Raw genomic sequence first — 19,922 nt, 5'->3', positions numbered from 1 at the left:
GATTACCCCTTGACTGCGCCGGCCGTCAGCCCGCGCACGAAATACTTGCCTGCGACCACATAGACCAGCAGGGTCGGCAGCCCGGCGATCATCGCCGCCGCCATATCAACGTTGTATTCCTTGGCCCCGGTACTGGTGTTGACCAAGTTGTTCAACGCCACCGTGATGGGTTGCGAATCTCCGCTGGAGAACACCACGCCGAACAGGAAGTCGTTCCAGATCTGGGTGAACTGCCAGATCAGGCAGACCATGATGATCGGAGTGGACATCGGCAGGATGATCAAGCGGAAGATGGTGAAGAACCCTGCGCCATCGAGCCGCGCCGCCTTCACCAGCGCATCGGGAACGCTGACGTAGTAGTTACGGAAAAACAGCGTGGTGAACGCCAGACCGTAGACCACATGCACGAACACCAGGCCCGTGGTGGTGCTGGCCAGGCCCATTTTGCCGAGGGTGAACGAGGCCGGCAGCAGGACGGTCTGGAACGGCAGGAAGCAACCGAACAGCAGCAGGCCGAAAAACAGTTGCGAGCCACGAAAGCGCCACATCGACAGCACATAGCCGTTCAGCGCACCGATGGCGGTGGAGATCAGCACCGCCGGGACGGTGATCTTGATCGAGTTCCAGAAATACCCGTCGACCGTGGCCCAGGCCTTGACCCAGCCAATGCCGCTGACCACGGTCGGCCAGCTCAGCAGGTTGCCGGTGTTGATGTCTTCCGGCGTCTTGAAACTGGTCAACAGCATGACCACCAGCGGTATCAGGTAAAGCAATACGGCCAGGATCAGCACGCCGTAGATCGCGATGCGACTCAGGCTGATGGAAGGTTTGGCAGCGAAACTAGTCATGACGCTTGGTCCTCAGCTCGGAGTACAGGTAAGGCACGATGATTGCGAGAATCGCACCGAGCATCAGAATCGCACTGGCCGAACCCATGCCCATCTGGCCGCGGCTGAAGGTGAAGGAATACATGAACATCGCAGGCAGGTCGGAGGAGTAACCCGGGCCACCGGCGGTCATTGCCGCCACCAGGTCGAAACTCTTGATCGCGATGTGGGCCAGGATCATCACGGCGCTGAAGAACACCGGGCGCAGGCTCGGCAACACCACTTTCAGGTAGATCCGCGGCATGCTCGCACCATCGATCTGGGCGGCGCGGATGATCGATTGATCAACGCCACGCAGACCGGCGAGGAACATCGCCATGATAAAACCCGAGGCTTGCCATACCGCCGCGATCACCAGGCAATACACCACGCGATCCGGGTCGATCAGCCAGTCCAGGCGAAAGCCTTCCCAGCCCCAGTCACGCAACAATTTGTCCAGGCCCATGCCCGGGTTGAGCAGCCACTTCCAGGCAGTACCGGTGACGATCATCGAGAGCGCCATCGGGTACAGGTAGATGGTGCGGATGAAACCTTCGCGACGAATGCGCTGATCAAGAAACACCGCCAGCAGCACACCGATCACCAAGGTAATGCCGATAAACATGCCGCCGAAAACCGCCAGGTTCTTGCTCGCTACCCACCAACGGTCGTTTTCGAACAGCCGCTGGTATTGCGCCAGGCCTGCCCACTTGTAAGTCGGCAGAAAGGTCGAACTGGTGAACGACAGGACAAACGTCCAGAGGATATAGCCATAGAAGCCCACCAGGACGATGAACATGCTCGGCGCCAGCACCAGTTTAGGGAGCCAGCGCTGCAATGCATCGAACGGCGAGGCCTTGCTGAACACAGCAACAGAACTCATGGGAAGATCCAGTACGAAGAGAAAATTTACGTTGGAAATGCTTCCCCTTGTAGGAGTGAGCCTGCTCGCGATAGCTGAGTGTCAGACACTGGATGCATCAACTGATACACCGCCATCGCGAGCAGGCTCGCTCCTACAGGGGCCAAGCATTACTTGGCGGACTTGACCGCTGTGCCCAGTTGCTTGGCGGCAGTAGCAGGATCGGCTTTCGGATCGTTGATGTAGTTGGTCACGACATCAAAGAACGCGCCTTGTACCGCCAGCGTGGTCGCCATGTTGTGCGCCATGCTCGGCTGCAGGCCACCAGACTTGGCGTCCGCCAGGAAGTCCTTGGCAGCGGTCTGGGCGCAGGAGTCGAAACCGTACTTGTCCATGTCGCTCAGCATGTCGATTCGAACCGGAATCGAACCCTTGTTGATGCTGAAGACTTTCTGGAAGTTCTCACCCAGCACGACCTTGGCAATGTCCTGCTGAGCAGCAGCAGTGCCCTTGTCTTTCTGCTTGAACACGGCCAGGGAGTCGATGTTGTAGGTGAAGGCCTTGTCGGTGCCCGGGAACGCTACGCACTCGTAGTCCTTGCCGGCGACTTTCTTGGCCGCTGTCCACTCGCTCTTGGCCCAGTCACCCATGATCTGCATGCCGGCCTTGCCGTTGATGACCTTGGCCGCTTCCAGGTTCCAGTCCTGGCCTTTGCCGTCGACGTCCATGTAGGTCGCGACTTTCTTCAGCTCGGTCAGCGACTTGACCATTTCAGGACCGGTCAGGGCGGCATTGTCCAGGTCGACCAGGGCTTTCTTGTAGCCGTCGACGCCCATCACCGAAAGCACCACCGCTTCGAACACGGTGCTGTCCTGCCAAGGTTGGCCGCCGTGGGCAAGCGCAATGAAGCCCGCAGCCTTGAGCTTATCGCCGGCTGCGTAGAACTCCTGAAGCGTGGTCGGAGCTTTTTCGATACCGGCTTTCTTGAAGACTTCCGGATTGATCCACAGCCAGTTGACGCGGTGAATGTTCACCGGCACGGCCACGTAATTACCTTCGAACTTCACGGTATCGGAGACTTTCTTGTCGAGCAGGCTGTCCCACTTCTCGGCTTTGGCGACGTCTTTCAACGCGTCGGTGTCGAGCAAACCGGTGCTGGCCCATTCCTGGATGTCCGGACCTTTGATCTGCGCGACACCCGGCGGGTTGCCGGCCACGGCGCGACTTTTCAGTACGGTCATGGCGGTAGCGCCGCCACCACCGGCGACGGCGCCGTCCTTCCAGGTGAAGCCGTCTTTTTCAACTTGGGCCTTGAGAACATCGACAGCAGCTTTTTCGCCACCGGACGTCCACCAGTGAACGACTTCTACCGAACCTTTGGAATCGGCGGCAAGTGCACTGACAGGGAATGCAGAGACAGGAAGCAATGAGGCAAGAGAAATGACAGTAGCGAGGCGAGAAATCGCATTCATCTAGAATTACCTTTCTTGTTGTTATGCATGCAAGTCTGGTGCTTGCGCTGCATAGGATTTTAAACAGGGGTTGTCCCTTCGCAGGTAACGAAGGGACGCTTGAATGTCACGACATGGTTACACAGGAGCGCTCCGGGACAACTGCCCCACGGCAGTGGCCATGCTCGGCGCCAACGGCAGGCGCGGGATCAGCACGGCTTGCCAGGCGTGATACAGATCGGGTTTGCCGGCCCAGATATCGGCGCTCGGGCGGTTTTGCGGATCGAGTTCATGGTGCCAACTGCCATCGCATCGATCGATGAAATGACTGTCACAAAATTCCCAGAACAACCGATACCAGGCTTCGTACTGCTCGTCGCCAGTACGCTTGAGCAAGGCGCTGGCCGCAGCGCTGGCTTCGCAATGAGTCCAGTGCAAGCGATGGCGAACCACGGCGCGATTGTCCCAGTCGAGGGTGTAGACAATCCCAGGTAGCCCGTCGACGTTCCAGCCATGACGGCAATTGTGATCGAAGAGTTTTTGCGCGTCAGTCGCCAGCCAGCCCGGCGTGAGCATCCCGGCCTGCACCCGCGCCGCTTCGAGGTGCAGCAACAGCCGCGCCCATTCGAAACCGTGGCCCGGCGTGGTGCCGTAAGGGCGAAAACCATCGGCCGGGTTGTCGTGGTTGTAGTCGCGCAGCGGCTGCCAGTTCTGATCGAAGTGCTCGACCACCAGATAATCGTTGGCGGCGGCATGAACGTGGATGACTCGCTCGACGATACGCTGCGCGCGGATCAGCCAACGGTTGTCGTCGGTGACATCCGCCAGTGCGAGAAAGGCTTCGGTAGCGTGCATGTTGCTGTTGGCACCGCGATAGGCTTCTTCGACGCTCCAGTCGCGGTTGAAGGATTCGCGCATTGCGCCCTCCTCCTCGCTCCAGAAATGCGTGTCGATGATGTTGATCGCGTCATCGAGCAAAGCCTGCGCGCCGGGACGTTGCGCGGCCACCGCAGAACTCGCGGCCAACGCGACGAAGGCGTGCAGGTAGGCTGCCTTGTCGGTGTTGCCGTCGCGATGTTCGGGAGCGGCGAACCAGCCCCCGTGATCGTCATCGCGCAGCGGTCCGCTAAGGGCTTTGACGCCGTGATCCACCAATTCGGCAAACCCCGCCAAGCCTTGAATGTGGGCCATGGCGAAGCTGTGGGTCATGCGCGCAGTGTTCATGGTTTCGGCTTGGGCGTTCGCCGGGAGGCGACCCTGATCGTCAAGATTGCCGAAGCCCTCGGGGAGCTTTGAAGCCTTGGCAAACGCCAGCAGGCGCAGACCTTCGGCGGCGAGCCATTGCTGGTGAGCGGGTGCGTTCAGCCAACTGCTGAAGGCCGGGCGGAAGGTGTCCATGGGGTGCCTTTTTTGTTGTTATGACTGGGGGCAGTCTAAACAACGGGCGGTGGCGGGCTTGTAACGAAGGGGACGAGTTATGTCACTGACTTGTGACATTTGGCTTGAGATGTTCGTGTAATGGTCTGACGCCATCGCGGGCAAGCCCGCCCCCACAGGTAAGGCGCAATTGCTGTGGGAGCGTGGCTTGCCCGCGATGAAGGCGACTCGCGCTCACTAATCAATACTGCGAGGCAACTGCAATGTCACCCTTAACCCGCCCTCACGCAGGTTTTGCAGGCTGACCTCCCCCCCATGACTATGCGCAATGTTGCGCGCAATCCCCAATCCCAACCCATAACCCTGTTGCTGCCCGGCCAAACGGAAGTGCGGTTCGAAAACCTGTTCCAGCCGCTGCTCCGGAACACCCGGCCCTTCGTCATCGACATGCAAGATGAATGCACGCTCATCGTCATCGATATGCAGGTGCGCCTTCTGTCCATATTTCAAGGCATTGTCGATCAGGTTGCCGATACAACGCTTGAGCGCCAAGGGTTTGCCCGGATACGCCGCCAGCGCCCGCCCCTGCTGGGTCACGCGGCCATTGCCGTTGGGCGCCAGATACGGTTCCACCAGACAATCGAGCACATGGTTGAGGTCCACCGGTTCGATGTTTTCGTGGATGTCGGTGTCTTTCACGCACTGCAGTGCGCCTTTGACCAGCAGCTCCAACTCATCCAGATCACGGCCGAACTTGGCCTGCAGTTTTTCGTCTTCAAGCAATTCCACCCGCAACCGCAAACGGGTAATCGGCGTGCGCAAGTCATGGGAAATGGCGCTGAACAACTGGCTGCGCTCGGTCAGGTAACGGCTGATGCGCTCGCGCATCGCATTGAAAGCACGGCCCACTTCGACCACTTCGCTGCCGCCGCCTTCGGCGACCGGCTCGACTTCCGCACCGAGCGACATGTCCCGTGCGGCGCGTGCCAAACGCTTGAGCGGCCGACTCTGCCAGTGCACCAGCAGACCGATGAACAACAGCAAGAAACCGCTGGTGAGGACGATGAACCAGACTTGCTGTGCCGGCAGGCCTTGCTCTTCAAGACTGGTGTAGGGCTCGGGCAGCAGCGAGGCGATGTACAGCCACTCGCCCGGTGCCATCTGGATTTGCGTGACCAATACGGGCGGGTTCACCGGTTCCAGGGTCAACGCATAGTGCGCCCAGGAACGTGGCAATTCATCGAGTTTCAGCCCGCTGTTGAAGATCCGCAGGTCTTCGGGGCTGACGAAGGTCACCGAGATATCCGTGTCGTGGCCCAGTGACTGACGCAGTACTTCGTCCACCGCTTTGAGCACCGCTTCCTTGCGCGGGGTGATCGGCAACACTTCCATGCCTAAGGGTTTGTCGTTGAGCGTCACCACAAAACGGGTGCCGCCCATGCTGCGCAACTGGTCAAGTACCAATGGCCGAAACGCCACCGGCAGAGAGCGGAAGTAACTGACACTGGCGGTCATCGAATGAGCGAGGCTACGGGCGCTGGTGACCAGGCCTTCAAGTTGGGTGGCGCGCAGTTGTGAGACCCAGATCACGCTCGACAGTGTCTGGGCGAACAGCACCGCCAACAACGTCAGCAGCAGCATCCGCCCGAGCAGCGAACGCGGCATGGGAATCCTTGCAGCGAGCTTGCGGAAAAACTCAGTGGCCATTGCTGGCAACCACATTGGCGGCCAGTTGGTAGCCGCTGCCGCGCACGGTACGGATCAGCCGCGGCGGTTTTTCGGTGTCGCGCAGGCGCTGGCGCAAACGGCTGACGGCCATGTCGACGATGCGATCCAGCGGCATCAAATCACGACCACGGGTAGCGTTGCCGATGGTGTCGCGGTCGAGAATTTCCTGGGGGTGATCGAGGAACAATTTCAGCAGCGCGAAATCGGCACCGGAGAGAATCACTTCTTCACCGTCGACGTGAAACAACCGATGGCTGACCATGTCCAGACGCCACTCATCGAAGGCCAGCACTTCACTGCCGGAACGCTCCTGACCGAACTGTGCGCGGCGCAACAAGGCTTTGATGCGCGCCTGCAATTCACGAGGGCTGAAAGGTTTGCCGAGGTAGTCGTCGGCACCCAGTTCCAGACCGATGACCCGGTCGGCCTCGTCAGAACTGGCGGTGAGCATGATGATCGGCACCTGCGCCTGACGCGGGTGCTGGCGAATCCAGCGGCACAGACTGAAACCGTCCTCGTCCGGCAGCATCACATCGAGGATCACCAGATCGCTCGGCGCCTCGTTCATCGCCTGACGAAAGCCTGCACCGTCGGGCGTGGTGCGAACCTGGAAACCGGCGCGGGTCAGGTAGGTGTCCAGCAACTCGCGTATCTCTTGATCGTCATCGACCAACAAAATCGACTTGTTGACTGAGCTCACAGGAAGGCGTCCTTGTTATTTGAATTGGGCGGATTATGCCTTAAGCACCGATTTCACAAACACCACAAAACTACTGTAGGAGTGAGCCTGCTCGCGATTGCGGTTTTACATTCAACGCATTGGTTGACTGATACACCGCTATCGCGAGCAGGCTCACTCCTACAGGTTGATTGCATTTCAGGCCTGATCGAGCGCTACCCCTGCACCCATCAATCCGGAATACGGCGCCGTCACCAGCCACACCGGAATCCCCTTGAAGTAATCGCTCATGCAACCCTTGTCAGCAAAGCACCGTGCAAAACCGCTTTCGATAAAGAAATCGGCAAACCGCGGAATCACCCCGCCGACGATGTACACGCCACCGCGCCCGCCAGTGGTCAGCACGTTATTGCCGGCCACGCGACCGAGCCAGCAGCAGAACTGCTCAAGCACTTCCAGGGCAATCGGATCACCCGCCAGACCGGCAGCGGTAATCGCTTCCGGCGTTTCGAGAACAGGCTCGTGACCGTCCACCGCGCAGATCGCCCGATAGACCCGCGGCAAACCGCTGCCACTCAATGCCGTTTCAGCGCTGACATGGCCGATCTCGTTGAAGATGTGCTGCCACAGTTGAGTTTCCCGCAGACTGCTCAGGGGCAGATCGACGTGACCGCCCTCCCCCGGCAATGCCGCAAAACGGCCTTCACCCAGGTCGAGCAACGTGCCAACGCCCAAACCCGTGCCCGGGCCGATCACCACGGCCGGCCGCAACGGTTCCGGTGTGCCTTCGCAGACCACCCGAAACTCGTCCGGCTGCAAACGGGTCATGCCCAGCGCCATGGCCGAGAAGTCATTGACCAGCAGCAGTTGATCCACCTGCAAGGCCTGGCAGAACCCCTTGCGGCTGAGTCGCCAGTGATTGTTGGTGAACTTGAATTCGTCGCCGCTCACCGGGCCGGCGACCGACAGGCACACCGAACCGATCGAGCCCGGCTCGAGCCCCAAGCTGCTCAGGTAGACGCCAATGGCCTCTTCGGGACTTGAGTGATCCGCCGTCGCCAGCACCTGGATCGATTCCAGCTGCTGGTTTTTCCACAACGCGAAACGTGCGTTGGTCCCACCGATGTCACCGACCAAAGCCAGTTTCAATTAAGCGTCTCCAGGGCAGAAGTAAAGGCGCTGGCGCCCTGCTCTGCGGAGCTGAAGGCCATGCGCATGAAACCAAACAGTTCGCGACCGCTGCCGATGTTATTGCCCAACAGGCCCTTGGCAGGTTCGCGCGCTGCGAATTCTTCGGCGTCCACCTTAAGCTGCAAAGTGCCTTTGGCGCCATCGACGCGGATGATATCGCCCTCTTGTACCCGCGCCAAAGCGCCGCCCACATACGCTTCGGGGCTGACGTGAATGGCCGCCGGGATTTTCCCCGATGCGCCGGACATGCGCCCGTCCGTCACCAGTGCCACTTTGAAACCGCGATCCTGCAGCACGCCGAGGAACGGCGTCATCTTGTGCAGTTCCGGCATGCCGTTGGAGCGCGGGCCCTGGAAGCGCATCACGGCGACGAAATCCTTCTCCAGCAAACCGGCCTTGAACGCATCGGCCAGGTCCTGCTGATCCTGGAACACCATGGCCGGTGCTTCGACGATCTGGTTTTCCAAAGCGACGGCGGAAACTTTCATCACCCCGCGACCGAGGTTACCTTCCATCACCCGCAAGCCGCCCTCTGGCGAAAAGGCGCGAGCGACCGGACGCAGGATGGTTTCGTCGAGGCTTTCGATCGGGCCTTCGCGCCAAACCAGTTCACCGTTATCGAGGAACGGCTCCACGGTGTAACGGCTCAGGCCATGACCCAGCACCGTGTTGACGTTCTCGTGGAGCAGCCCGGCTTCCAGCAATTCGCGGATCAGGAACGACATGCCGCCCGCGGCCTGGAAGTGGTTGATGTCGGCTTTGCCGTTCGGGTAGACGTGGCTCAGGGTCGGCACTACCTCGGAGAGGTCGGCCATGTCCTGCCAGGTCAATTGAATGCCCGCCGCCATGGCGATCGCCGGCATGTGCAGCGTGTGGTTGGTCGAGCCGCCGGTGGCGTGCAAGGCGACGATGGAGTTGACCAGCGAACGTTCGTCGACGATTTCGCCAATCGGCATGAAGTCGCCGTTCTGCTTGGTCAAGCGGGTGACCTGATGCGCCGCTTCGCGGGTCAGGGCATCACGCAACGGGGTGTTCGGGTTGACGAAAGAGGCGCCCGGCAAGTGCAGGCCCATGACTTCCATCAGCAACTGGTTGGTGTTGGCGGTGCCGTAAAAGGTGCAGGTGCCCGGGCTGTGGTAGGACTTCATTTCCGATTCCAGCAGCTCTTCGCGGCTGGCCTTGCCTTCTGCGTAGCGCTGGCGGACGTCGGCTTTCTGCTTGTTGGAAATGCCCGAGACCATCGGCCCGCCCGGCACGAAGATCGTCGGCAAGTGACCGAAACGCAGTGCGCCCATCATCAAGCCCGGGACGATCTTGTCGCAGATGCCGAGCATCAGCGCACCATCAAACATGTTATGGGACAACGCCACGGCGGTAGACAGCGCTATCACTTCGCGGCTGGGCAGGCTCAGCTCCATGCCCGGCTCGCCTTGGGTTACGCCATCGCACATGGCCGGGGTGCCACCGGCGAACTGGCCGACAGAGCCAATCTCACGCAGGGCTTTTTTGATCTGTTCAGGAAAGACTTCGTACGGCTGGTGCGCCGAGAGCATGTCGTTATAAGACGAAACAATCGCAATGTTCGCGGAGTTCATCATCCGCAGACTGTTCTTGTCGTCGGTGCCGCAACCGGCCACGCCATGGGCGAAGTTGGCGCATTGCAGCTTGCCGCGCATGGGACCGTCGCTGGCAGCACCACGAATCAGTGCAAGGTAAGCCTCACGCGTGGCGCGGCTACGGGCGATAAGCCGTTCGGTGACCTCAAGGACGCGGGGATGCATGTTTAGAACTCCAGGCTAACGGATGTGGCGACCTGATTGTCTATGCTGAGCAAGAGCCGTTGTTGATGGGATGACAGACGGTTTTCTTGATCGGTCGGACCAGTTGATTCAGGTCACTCGTTGTAGATTGAACAAAATATTGCCATTAAAAAGGCTTGTTTTCTATTTTTATGCGAATAATCTTGTAATTCCAACAACAAATCGACGGCGGCCCTGTTAAATGACTCTTCGAATCGCAATCAATGGTTTTGGCCGAATTGGCCGTAATGTCCTGCGGGCACTGTATACCCAGGGCTATCGTCAGGATCTGCAGATCGTCGCCATCAACGACTTGGGCGACAGCGCGATGAACGCTCATCTGCTCAAGTACGACACTGTTCATGGCACGTTCGACGCCGATGTCCAGCACGATAACGAAAGCCTGACCGTCAACGGCGACCGTATTTCGGTCAGCGCCATTCGCAATCCGGCCGAGTTGCCTTGGGCCGCGGAAAAGATTGACGTCGTGTTCGAATGCACCGGTCTGTTCACCGACCGGGCCAAGGCCGCCGCGCATATTACGGCCGGCGCACGCAAAGTGATCATCTCGGCCCCGGCCAAAGGCGCTGATGCCACGGTGGTTTATGGGGTTAACCACGACATCCTGCGCCAATCGCACCAGATCATTTCCAATGCATCGTGCACCACCAACTGCCTGGCCCCGGTGGCCCAGGTGCTGCACCGCGAGTTGGGCATCGAAAGCGGTTTGATGACCACCATTCATGCCTACACCAACGACCAGCACCTGACCGACGTCTATCATGTCGACCCGTATCGTGCGCGTTCGGCCACCCAGAACATGATCCCGAGCAAAACCGGCGCGGCTGAAGCGGTGGGTCTGGTGCTGCCGGAACTGGCGGGCAAACTGACCGGCATGTCGGTGCGTGTTCCCGTGATCAACGTGTCGCTGGTGGACCTGACCGTGCAACTCAAACGCGAAGCCTCGGCCGATGAAGTGAATGCGCTGCTCAAAGAAGCCAGCCAGCACTCGAAGATTCTCGGCTACAACACCCTGCCGCTGGTTTCCAGCGACTTCAATCACAACCCGCTGTCGTCGATCTTCGACGCCAACCACACCAAGTCCAGCGGCAAGCTGCTCAAGGTCCTGGCCTGGTACGACAACGAATGGGGCTTCTCCAACCGCATGCTCGATAACTGCCTGGCGCTGTGTAACGCCGAGTAAACCGTGGAGCAGCAACCGATGATCGGTATCAGCTTTACGCAAAAGACCATGGCGGCGCGCAAGCGTATCGCCCTGGTCGCCCATGACCACTGCAAGGTGTTTTTGCTGGACTGGGCCGAGCGGCAGAAAGACAAGCTCGCGCAACATGAACTGGTCGCCACCGGCACCACCGGTTTGTTGTTGCAACACCGCCTCGACCTGCCGGTGGAAAGCATGATCAGCGGCCCTTTGGGCGGCGACCAGCAACTCGGCGCGCGAATCGCCGAGCAGCGGATCGACATGCTGGTGTTCTTCTGGGACCCGTTCGAACCGCAGCCGCACGACCCGGACATCAAGGCGTTATTGCGAGTCGCTGCGGTGTGGAACATTCCGGTGGCGTGCAATGAATGCAGCGCCGACTACCTGCTCAGCAGCCCAATGATGGAGCAGGCGCACGAACATCGGATCCCCGATTACGCGACCTATCTGCTGGGTCGCGCCTAAAGCTTCACCGTGTTGCTGGAACAGGCTTACGCCAGCAACCCAGAACTGGCCTGGCTAAATGCGCCCTTCCGGGGCGCTTGCTCCTGCAGTAGCACTTGCCGATCTGACCTCCCTGCCTCGCGGCCAAAATCGTTGCCGACAATCTCCTGAATTTCTGTTCTTTTCAGGGCATTTTCCTGCGCAAACGCTCACCTGTTACCATTCGTCGGCATTGCGTTCATGCAACCTCCACCCCCGCCGATGACCATTAAACGGCGCTGAATGGACTTGGCAAATCGGGGCGATCCCGACTCACAGCCAACACCTCATTCATTCGCGAGTTCGCCCTATGTTCGATGCTCTCTCCATCCGCCTGAAAATCGTCTTGCTGTCCGGTCTTTGCCTGCTCGGTGTGGCCGCCTTGATCGTCGGCATGAACATCTACCAGACCGATCAGAACGATGAACTGGTCAGCGCATCCAGCAGCAAGATGCTCACTGCCAGCGTGCAAAACCTGCTTCAGGCCAAGGCTGCCGAACAAGCGGTACGGGTGCAGAAGACCTTCGGTGAAAGCCTGCTGGTGGTCACCGCCCTGGCCGATCAGATCAAGGACATGCGCAACATGGCCGCCAAGCGTTCGCTTGAGGCCGGCGCCCTGCGTGAAGAGTTGAACCAGAGCCTGAAAACCGCCTTTGAGCGCAACAGTAAAGTGCTGGGGATCTGGCTAGCGTTCGAGCCCAATGGCCTGGATGGCAAGGACAGCGAGTTCGCCAATGACACGGCTCGCCAGTCCAACGAAGCCGGTCGTTTCGCCAGCTACTGGAGCCGTGCCGGCGGTGCCGGGATCAACACGATCATGGTCGAAGACGACATGACCAAAACCACCCTGAGCCTCAGCGGCACGCCCTATAACAGTTGGTACACCTGCCCTCGCGACAGCAAGCGCACCTGCCTGCTCGACCCGTATGCCGACACTGTCGCCGGCAAGGAAATGCTAATGACGACCATTTCCGTACCGCTGGTGGTGGATGGCAAGTCCATCGGCGTGGTCGGTGTGGACATTGCCCTCGACGCGCTGCAAGCGGCGGCTGTCGACTCCCAACGCGATCTGTTCAACAGCGCCGGGCACATGCTGATCGTCTCCGGCAGCGGCGTACTCGCCGGTTACAGCGTCGATGCGAGCAAGGTCGGCAAAAGCATCGGCGACACCCTGGGCGCAGACGGCAAGGACGTTTTGCAATTGCTCAGCAGTGGCGCGCCGAAAATTCTCGAACAAGGCGAGTTGATCCGTGCCGTTTATCCCGTCAGTCCGATTGCCGAATCCAAAGCCTGGGGCGTGGTGATCGACCTGCCAAAACACGTACTGCTGGCCGACTCGGTGAAGCTGCAAGCGGTGGTCGATGACGCGCAACAAAGCGGAACCCTCAAGGCATTGCTGGTGGCAATCGCAGCCGGCCTGGTCGGTTTGCTGCTGATCTGGCTCACCGCCTCCGGCGTAACCCGGCCGATCAACAGCGTCGCCGAGATGCTCAAGGCGATTGCCAGCGGCGACGGCGACCTGACCCAACGTTTGCACTACAGCAAGAAAGACGAACTGGGCGAACTGGTCATCTGGTTCAACCGCTTCCTCGACAAGCTGCAACCGACCATCGCGCAGATCAAACAAAGCATCACCGACGCGCGTGGCACGGCCGACCAGTCTTCGGAAATCGCCCGCCAGACCAGCGAAGGCATGCAGGTGCAGTTCCGCGAAATCGACCAGGTCGCCACCGCGTCCAACGAAATGAGCGCCACCGCCCACGACGTCGCCAACAGCGCCTCGAACGCGGCGAATGCCGCCAAGGGTGCCGATCAGTCGGCCCGCGACGGCATGTCGATCATCGAGCGCAGCACCCGCGACATCAATCAACTGGCCGACGAAGTCAGCAAAGCAGTGACCGAAGTCGAAGCGTTGGCGGTCAACAGCGAACAGATCGGTTCAGTGCTGGAAGTGATCCGCAGCATCGCCGAACAAACCAACCTGCTGGCACTCAACGCCGCCATCGAAGCAGCCCGCGCCGGCGAGAGTGGTCGCGGGTTTGCGGTGGTCGCCGACGAAGTACGCAACCTGGCCAAACGCACGCAGGATTCGGTGGAAGAAATCCGCATCGTGATCGAGCGCATCCAGACCGGCACTCGCGGCGTGGTCGCCACCATGCATTCGAGCCAGACCCAGGCCCACAGCAACGCCGGGCAGATCCAGCAAGCGGTCCAGGCCTTGAGCAAAATCAGCGACGCGGTGACCGTGATCAGCGACATGAACCTGCAAATCGCCAGCGCCGCCGAACAGCAAAGCGCCGTGGCCGAAGAGGTCAACCGCAACGTCTCGGCGATCCGTACCGTCACCGAAACCTTGACCGGACAGGCCACCGAATCGGCGCAGATCAGCAGCCAGCTCAACGCCTTGACCACCCAGCAGATGAAACTGATGGATCAGTTCCGCGTTTAAAGTCGCACCACACATCCCAGGTGGGAGCGAGCCTGCTCGCGAAGGCAATGTCACATTCAACAGAGATGTTGCCTGACACACCGCTTTCGCGAGCAGGCTCGCTCCCACAGGTTTCATCCGGCCTGTCATCTATTCTGATCTATGATCGGGCTCTCTTCCGGAGGGCCTTCGATGACTGATTTACTCACGTCCATTCAAGCCGCACTCGGCTTGCCTCACACGCCGATTCCTTTTACGTCGAGCGGCGCCCTGCCCTCGGCGTTTGCCGTCACCGATCTGGCGTGCGCCAGCATTGCCGTTGCCGGCCAGGCTGTCAGCGAATTGCTGCAGCAACATACCGGCCGCTTGCCCAGCCTTGAAGTTGATCGCCGCCTCGCGTCCTTCTGGTTTGCGACTTCGATCCGCCCGGTCGGCTGGAGCGTTCCACCGCTGTGGGACCCGGTCGCGGGTGACTACGCAACCAAGGATGGCTGGATCCGTCTGCATACCAACGCGCCCCATCATCGCGCTGCGGCCGAAAGCGTTCTCGGCACCTGTGCCGACCGCGCGGCGATGGCGAGCAAGGTGGCGCAATGGGCCAAAAGCGATCTGGAACAAGCCGTGGTGGAGGCCGGTGGTTGCGCCGCCGAAATGCGCAGCTGGGCGCAATGGCAGGCGCATCCCCAAGGTCAGGCCGTGAACGCCGAACCGCTGATTCGCATGACGGTTAACCGCAGCCAGAACGAGAAACCCTGGCAAGGTTCGGTGGCGCAACCGCTGGCCGGGATCAAGGTGCTGGATTTGACCCGGGTGCTCGCCGGCCCGGTCGCCAGCCGATTTCTCGCAGGCCTCGGTGCCGATGTTTTGCGCATCGACCCGCCGACCTGGAACGAACCAGGCGTGGTGCCGGAAGTCACTTTGGGCAAGCGCTGCGCGCGCCTGGATCTACACGATAAAGCCGACCGCATCGTGTTCGAAAGCTTGCTCAAAAACGTCGACATTTTGCTCCACGGCTATCGCGCCAATGCATTGGAGCGCCTGGGTTACGGTGTCGCCGAACGCCAGAAACTGGCGCCCCGCCTGGTCGATGTCTGCCTCAATGCCTATGGCTGGAGCGGTCCTTGGCAGAACCGTCGTGGCTTTGACAGCCTGGTGCAAATGAGCAGCGGGATTGCTGAAGCCGGCATGCAGCGCAAGCACACGGACAAGCCGACGCCACTGCCATTACAAGCCCTCGATCACGCCACCGGGTATTTGATGGCGGCCAGCGCGATCAGATTGCTGGGACGTGGTGGGTCGGCGCGGTTGTCGTTGGCGCGCACGGCGAAGTTGTTGATTGAAAAGGGTGCCGGGACGGATGAACCGTTGCGGGCTGAGGATGACAACGATCAAGGGATGCTGGTTGAGCAAACGCCTTGGGGACCGGCGCATCGGTTGCATGTGCCGTTGAAGATCACAGGGACACCGTTGCAGTGGATACTTCCAGCTTCTGAATTGGGTTCCCATCGCGCGCAGTGGTAGCCCACCGCTCGTTCCCACGCTCTGCGTGGTAATGCATCCCGTGACGCTCTGCGTCACAGTGGAAGCTCTGCGTCCATGGCGGCATTCCCACGCGGAGCGTGGGAATGATCAGTCAGGCCGGGAGAGTGATGTCCAAAGCACCTGCGCCGCATAGCCTCGATAAGGTCTCCAGGCTTCAGCTCGTTGCAACAACTCCCGCGCCGTCACCGGCCCACCTTCAAGCGCCGCCAGCGCATTGATCAACCCCACATCCCCGTTCGGAAACGCATCCATCTCCCGCAATTGCCGCAAGGCAATGTACTGCGCCGTCCAGTCACCAATCCCATGCAACGCCAGCAGCCGCGCCACACCGCCCTCCCGCCCCGGCTCAAATAACAAAGGATCATCCAGCAACGCCTGAGCAACCCCGGACAACGTTCGACCACGGCTTTTCGGCATCCCCAGCGTCGCCAGATCCGCAGCTGCCAAAACAGCGGCCTCAGGAAACACATGCGTCAAACCAGGCACCGACGAACGCAACGGCTGGCCATACTGCGCCACCAGTTTCCCCGCCAATTTAATCGCCGCGCCCACGCTAATCTGCTGGCCCAACACTGCACGAATCGCCAGCTCCAGCCCATCCCAAGCCCCTGGCACCCGCAAGCCGGGACGCTCGGCAATCAAACGCCCCATCAATGGGTCAACCGCCAGTTGCCGATGAATCGTCGGCAAATTCGCCTCCAGATCAAACATCCGCCGCAGCCGCGCGACGATCTCGGGCACGGCCGTCGCATCAGGAAAATCCAGCATCACTTCAAGCGCATCCACCGTCGCAGGCTTGATCGAAAACGTACCGTAGACACCGTTCAAGCCGATGCTGCGCGAGTAAGTGCCGTCGACCACCACCTCCATCCCGGTCACCGCCCGCGCCGACAAAAACCCCAGCGTCGCAGACCAGTCATAGGGTGGCGGATACTCCAGCAGCACTTTCATAACGACAGCAACCCGCTGTACAACCCATACGCCGCCAGCCCCGCCCCAGTGATGACACAGGTAAAAATCCCCTTCTCGACATGAGTGAACAACGGCTCGCCCTGCTCACGTTTAGCCTTGGCAAACAGAATCACCCCCGGCGCATACAGCAATGCCGACAGCAGCAAATATTTGATCCCGCCGGCATACAGCAACCACACCGCATAACACAGGGCGATGCCGCCGATCATCAGGTCCTTGGTCCGCTCGGCTGACGCGTGCTCATAGGTTTCGCCACGCCCGCTCAACAGCACCGCATACGCCGCCGACCACAGGTACGGCACCAGAATCATCGAAGAAGCGAGGTAGATCAGGCTGGTGTAAGTGCCCGCAGAAAACAACGTAATCAACAGGAAAATCTGAATCATCACGTTGGTCAGCCACAGCGCATTGACCGGCACATGGTTGGCGTTTTCCTTGGTCAGGAAGGCCGGCATGGTCTTGTCCTTGGCCGTGGCAAAGAGGATTTCAGCGCAGAGCAGCGCCCACGACAACAACGCGCCGAGCAGCGAAATCGCCAGGCCGATACTGATCAACAGCGCGCCCCAAGGGCCGACGATATGTTCCAGCACGGCGGCCAGCGACGGGTTCTGCAGGCTGGCCAATTCGGGCTGGCTCATGATCCCGAGAGACAGCACGTTCACCAGCACCAGTAATGCCAACACCCCGATAAAACCGATGACCGTCGCCCGGCCCACGTCCGAACGTTTTTGCGCCCGGGCCGAATACACACTGGCGCCTTCGATGCCGATGAAGACGAACACGGTGACCAACATCATGTTGCGCACCTGATCCATCACCCCGCCGAAATTCGGGTTGCTGCGGCCCCAGATATCCCGCGTAAAGATGTCTGCCTTGAAGGCCACGGCGGCAATCACGATGAACATGATCAGCGGCACGATCTTGGCCACGGTGGTCAGCTGATTGATGAACGCCGCCTCCTTGATCCCGCGCATCACTAAAAAATGCACCGCCCACAACAGCACCGACGCGCAGGCAATGGCTATCGGTGTGTTGCCCTGGCCAAACACCGGAAAGAAATACCCAAGAGTACTGAACAGCAGCACGAAATAACCGACGTTACCCAGCCAGGCACTGATCCAGTAACCCCAGGCGGACGAGAACCCCATGTAATCGCCGAAACCGGCCTTGGCGTAGGCATACACCCCTGAGTCCAGTTCAGGCTTGCGATTGGCCAGGGTCTGGAACACAAACGCCAAGGTCAGCATGCCCACGGCAGTGATCGCCCAACCGATCAGGATTGCACCGGCATCTGCCCGGGCGGCCATGTTCTGCGGCAAGGAAAAGATCCCACCGCCAATCATCGAGCCCACCACCAGGGCGATCAGCGCGCTGAGGCGAAGTTTTTGCGTCGGTTGCGACATTTCCTGTGTCTCCAGTTTTTCCCCGTTGCGGCCGGGACGACCACGGCCGTGAAACCGTCATCTGAATGGTTTTAACTAAATAGATACAGCGTAATAACGCTTATTAGATAACGCCAAGTCACGTCGCTTATTTATAACTATTCACGCTATGAGTGACAGGGAAAAAAATATTCAGGTAAGTAAATCCTAATAAGTCGATTCTGCACTGGAAACAGACCTGAAAAATTTGCGAAACCACCGAAACGAACTAACTTCAAAACTCCAAGCGATACCCGTTATTCCTGATCGACCTGGCCGAGGCCTTTGGAAAGGGCTTTTCCGGCAATACCTTTATGACCGGTGAATATTCATAAGTCTTTCATTAACAATGGAATGTGCCCATGCACTGATCTAAGTCAGCTGACTGAATAGCTAACAGAATTAATCTGTTGTCTCTCTTCTCCTGCATTGGAGTCATGCAATGTCTGAATCCCCCGGAAAACTAAAACTGGGCGCGCTGGTTGCGTTGGTGGTCGGTTCAATGATTGGTGGCGGGATATTTTCCTTGCCGCAAAACATGGCTGCCAGTGCCGACGTGGGTGCCGTTCTGATCGGTTGGGCCATCACCGCCGTGGGCATGCTGACCCTGGCCTTCGTCTTTCAAACCCTCGCGAACCGCAAGCCTGATCTGGACGGCGGTGTCTACGCCTATGCCAAGGCCGGATTCGGCGACTACATGGGTTTCTCGTCCGCCTGGGGTTACTGGATCAGTGCATGGCTGGGTAACGTCGGCTACTTCGTCCTGCTGTTCAGCACCCTCGGTTACTTCTTTCCGATCTTCGGTGAAGGCAACACTGTTGCCGCGGTGATCGGCGCATCGGTATTGCTCTGGGCCGTGCATTTCCTGGTACTGCGGGGGATCAAGGAAGCGGCATTCATCAACCTGGTCACCACCGTCGCCAAGGTTGTGCCGTTGTTGCTGTTCGTCCTGATTGCTATTTTCGCGTTCAAACTGGAGATCTTCACCGCCGACATCTGGGGCGTGAAAAATCCGGACCTGGGCAGCGTGATGAACCAGGTGCGCAACATGATGCTGGTCACCGTCTGGGTGTTCATCGGCATCGAAGGCGCGAGCATCTTTTCGGCCCGGGCGGAAAAACGCAGCGACGTCGGTAAAGCCACTGTGATCGGCTTTATCACTGTGCTGCTGTTCCTGGTGCTGGTGAACGTGCTGTCTCTGGGAATCATGACCCAACCCGAACTGGCCAAACTGCAGAACCCGTCGATGGCCGCCGTGCTGGAACACGTGGTCGGCCCATGGGGCGCGGCGCTGATCAGTGTCGGGCTGATTATTTCCTTGCTGGGTGCGTTGCTGTCCTGGGTGCTGCTGTGCGCGGAGATCATGTTCGCCGCCGCCAAGGACCACACCATGCCGGCGTTTTTGCGCAAGGAAAACGCCAACCAGGTGCCGGTCAACGCCTTGTGGCTGACCAACGCCATGGTCCAGCTGTTTCTGATTATCACGCTGTTTTCGGCCAGCACTTACCTGTCGCTGATCTACCTCGCCACCTCAATGATTCTGGTGCCTTACCTGTGGTCGGCGGCTTACGCACTGCTGCTGGCGGTGCGGGGCGAGAGTTATGAAAACGCCTTGGCCGAGCGCAAGAAAGACCTGTTCATCGGCGCCGTCGCGGTGATTTACGCGCTCTGGCTGCTGTATGCCGGCGGCGTCAAATACCTGCTGCTCTCCGCCCTGCTGTATGCGCCCGGCGCGATTCTGTTCGCCAAGGCCAAGCTTGAAGTCAACAAACCGGTTTTCACCAACGTCGAGAAGCTGATTTTTGCAGCAGTAGTCGTGGGCGCCCTGGCGGCAGCTTACGGGCTGTATGACGGCTTCCTGACCCTGTAACACCTGACTTGTTTTGTCATCTGGAGGATCA

Annotated in this window: 15 protein-coding genes and 1 pseudogene; 6 read left to right on the top strand and 10 right to left on the bottom strand. The window is 59.6% G+C overall.

The window, feature by feature from the left end; all coding sequences use genetic code 11:
- Nucleotides 1-2: 2 nt before the first annotated feature.
- From FQ185_RS10060 to edd, 8 genes are all read right to left on the bottom strand, one after another.
- The gene (locus FQ185_RS10060; protein WP_149417301.1) at nucleotides 3-848 is read right to left on the bottom strand and encodes a carbohydrate ABC transporter permease; all 846 of its coding nucleotides are present in this window, start codon (nucleotides 846-848) and stop codon (nucleotides 3-5) included.
- Nucleotides 841-1,749 carry a carbohydrate ABC transporter permease gene (locus FQ185_RS10055; protein ID WP_092278877.1) on the bottom strand — a complete coding sequence of 303 codons (909 nt, stop codon included), beginning with the start codon at nucleotides 1,747-1,749 and terminating at the stop codon, nucleotides 841-843. The genes FQ185_RS10060 and FQ185_RS10055 overlap by 8 nt, the downstream gene beginning before the upstream one ends.
- 149 nt (nucleotides 1,750-1,898) lie before the next feature.
- The gene (locus FQ185_RS10045; protein WP_149417300.1) at nucleotides 1,899-3,200 is read right to left on the bottom strand and encodes an ABC transporter substrate-binding protein; all 1,302 of its coding nucleotides are present in this window, start codon (nucleotides 3,198-3,200) and stop codon (nucleotides 1,899-1,901) included.
- Between the two features lie 117 nt (nucleotides 3,201-3,317).
- Nucleotides 3,318-4,577: an AGE family epimerase/isomerase gene (locus tag FQ185_RS10040; RefSeq protein WP_149417299.1), complete on the bottom strand. Its 1,260-nt coding sequence runs from the start codon at nucleotides 4,575-4,577 to the stop codon at nucleotides 3,318-3,320.
- A 216-nt stretch (nucleotides 4,578-4,793) separates the two neighbouring features.
- On the bottom strand, nucleotides 4,794-6,263 hold the full coding sequence (locus FQ185_RS10035; RefSeq protein WP_149417298.1) for an ATP-binding protein: 1,470 nt from the start codon (nucleotides 6,261-6,263) through the stop codon (nucleotides 4,794-4,796).
- Nucleotides 6,253-6,984 (bottom strand): response regulator, encoded by a 732-nt coding sequence (locus FQ185_RS10030; protein WP_149417297.1) that lies wholly within the window; start codon nucleotides 6,982-6,984, stop codon nucleotides 6,253-6,255. Before FQ185_RS10030 ends, FQ185_RS10035 begins: the two co-directional genes overlap by 11 nt.
- A gap of 177 nt (nucleotides 6,985-7,161) precedes the next feature.
- Nucleotides 7,162-8,112 carry a glucokinase gene (locus tag FQ185_RS10025; RefSeq protein ID WP_149417296.1) on the bottom strand — a complete coding sequence of 317 codons (951 nt, stop codon included), beginning with the start codon at nucleotides 8,110-8,112 and terminating at the stop codon, nucleotides 7,162-7,164.
- Nucleotides 8,109-9,935, bottom strand: coding sequence for a phosphogluconate dehydratase (gene edd, locus FQ185_RS10020; RefSeq protein ID WP_149417295.1), 1,827 nt, complete (start codon nucleotides 9,933-9,935; stop codon nucleotides 8,109-8,111). The genes FQ185_RS10025 and edd overlap by 4 nt, the downstream gene beginning before the upstream one ends.
- 220 nt (nucleotides 9,936-10,155) lie before the next feature.
- Here edd and gap point away from each other — a divergent pair, with 220 nt between their 5' ends.
- The 5 genes and pseudogenes from gap (at nucleotide 10,156) to FQ185_RS10000 (ending at nucleotide 15,607) form a co-directional block, all read left to right on the top strand.
- Nucleotides 10,156-11,157 (top strand): type I glyceraldehyde-3-phosphate dehydrogenase, encoded by a 1,002-nt coding sequence (gene gap / locus FQ185_RS10015; RefSeq protein ID WP_149417294.1) that lies wholly within the window; start codon nucleotides 10,156-10,158, stop codon nucleotides 11,155-11,157.
- Between the two features lie 18 nt (nucleotides 11,158-11,175).
- Nucleotides 11,176-11,640 (top strand): methylglyoxal synthase, encoded by a 465-nt coding sequence (locus tag FQ185_RS10010; RefSeq protein ID WP_149417476.1) that lies wholly within the window; start codon nucleotides 11,176-11,178, stop codon nucleotides 11,638-11,640.
- Nucleotides 11,641-11,968: 328 nt separating this feature from the next.
- Nucleotides 11,969-13,201, top strand: a pseudogene (locus tag FQ185_RS31040) (chemotaxis protein); the annotation flags it as partial.
- Nucleotides 13,202-13,351: 150 nt separating this feature from the next.
- On the top strand, nucleotides 13,352-14,107 hold the full coding sequence (locus FQ185_RS31035) for a methyl-accepting chemotaxis protein (protein ID WP_371926608.1): 756 nt from the start codon (nucleotides 13,352-13,354) through the stop codon (nucleotides 14,105-14,107).
- A gap of 171 nt (nucleotides 14,108-14,278) precedes the next feature.
- Complete coding sequence (locus tag FQ185_RS10000) at nucleotides 14,279-15,607, top strand: CoA transferase (protein WP_149417292.1); 1,329 nt, start codon at nucleotides 14,279-14,281, stop codon at nucleotides 15,605-15,607.
- Between the two features lie 108 nt (nucleotides 15,608-15,715).
- Here the strand turns inward: FQ185_RS10000 and FQ185_RS09995 are convergent, their stop codons facing one another.
- The gene (locus FQ185_RS09995) at nucleotides 15,716-16,579 is read right to left on the bottom strand and encodes a DNA-3-methyladenine glycosylase (RefSeq protein ID WP_149417291.1); all 864 of its coding nucleotides are present in this window, start codon (nucleotides 16,577-16,579) and stop codon (nucleotides 15,716-15,718) included.
- A complete protein-coding gene (gene arcD, locus FQ185_RS09990; protein WP_149417290.1) occupies nucleotides 16,576-18,003 on the bottom strand; it encodes an arginine-ornithine antiporter in 1,428 nt (475 codons plus the stop codon). Before arcD (FQ185_RS09990) ends, FQ185_RS09995 begins: the two co-directional genes overlap by 4 nt.
- 460 nt (nucleotides 18,004-18,463) lie before the next feature.
- Here arcD (FQ185_RS09990) and arcD (FQ185_RS09985) point away from each other — a divergent pair, with 460 nt between their 5' ends.
- Nucleotides 18,464-19,891: an arginine-ornithine antiporter gene (gene arcD / locus FQ185_RS09985; RefSeq protein WP_149417289.1), complete on the top strand. Its 1,428-nt coding sequence runs from the start codon at nucleotides 18,464-18,466 to the stop codon at nucleotides 19,889-19,891.
- The last annotated feature ends 31 nt before the right edge of the window (nucleotides 19,892-19,922 follow it).

Source organism: Pseudomonas sp. ANT_H12B, assembly GCF_008369325.1.
GTDB lineage: Bacteria > Pseudomonadota > Gammaproteobacteria > Pseudomonadales > Pseudomonadaceae > Aquipseudomonas.
Note: the sequence above shows the minus strand (reverse complement) of the source record. Positions and strands in the feature narration are given on the sequence as shown.

Coding starts and splice junctions, on each gene's coding strand:
- FQ185_RS10060 (WP_149417301.1), bottom strand. CDS start 848: ATGACTAGTTTCGCTGCCAAACCTTCCATCAGCCTGAGTCGCATCGCG.
- FQ185_RS10055 (WP_092278877.1), bottom strand. CDS start 1,749: ATGAGTTCTGTTGCTGTGTTCAGCAAGGCCTCGCCGTTCGATGCATTG.
- FQ185_RS10045 (WP_149417300.1), bottom strand. CDS start 3,200: ATGAATGCGATTTCTCGCCTCGCTACTGTCATTTCTCTTGCCTCATTG.
- FQ185_RS10040 (WP_149417299.1), bottom strand. CDS start 4,577: ATGGACACCTTCCGCCCGGCCTTCAGCAGTTGGCTGAACGCACCCGCT.
- FQ185_RS10035 (WP_149417298.1), bottom strand. CDS start 6,263: ATGGCCACTGAGTTTTTCCGCAAGCTCGCTGCAAGGATTCCCATGCCG.
- edd (WP_149417295.1), bottom strand. CDS start 9,935: ATGCATCCCCGCGTCCTTGAGGTCACCGAACGGCTTATCGCCCGTAGC.
- gap (WP_149417294.1), top strand. CDS start 10,156: ATGACTCTTCGAATCGCAATCAATGGTTTTGGCCGAATTGGCCGTAAT.
- FQ185_RS10010 (WP_149417476.1), top strand. CDS start 11,176: ATGATCGGTATCAGCTTTACGCAAAAGACCATGGCGGCGCGCAAGCGT.
- FQ185_RS31035 (WP_371926608.1), top strand. CDS start 13,352: ATGCAGGTGCAGTTCCGCGAAATCGACCAGGTCGCCACCGCGTCCAAC.
- FQ185_RS10000 (WP_149417292.1), top strand. CDS start 14,279: ATGACTGATTTACTCACGTCCATTCAAGCCGCACTCGGCTTGCCTCAC.
- FQ185_RS09995 (WP_149417291.1), bottom strand. CDS start 16,579: ATGAAAGTGCTGCTGGAGTATCCGCCACCCTATGACTGGTCTGCGACG.
- arcD (WP_149417290.1), bottom strand. CDS start 18,003: ATGTCGCAACCGACGCAAAAACTTCGCCTCAGCGCGCTGATCGCCCTG.
- arcD (WP_149417289.1), top strand. CDS start 18,464: ATGTCTGAATCCCCCGGAAAACTAAAACTGGGCGCGCTGGTTGCGTTG.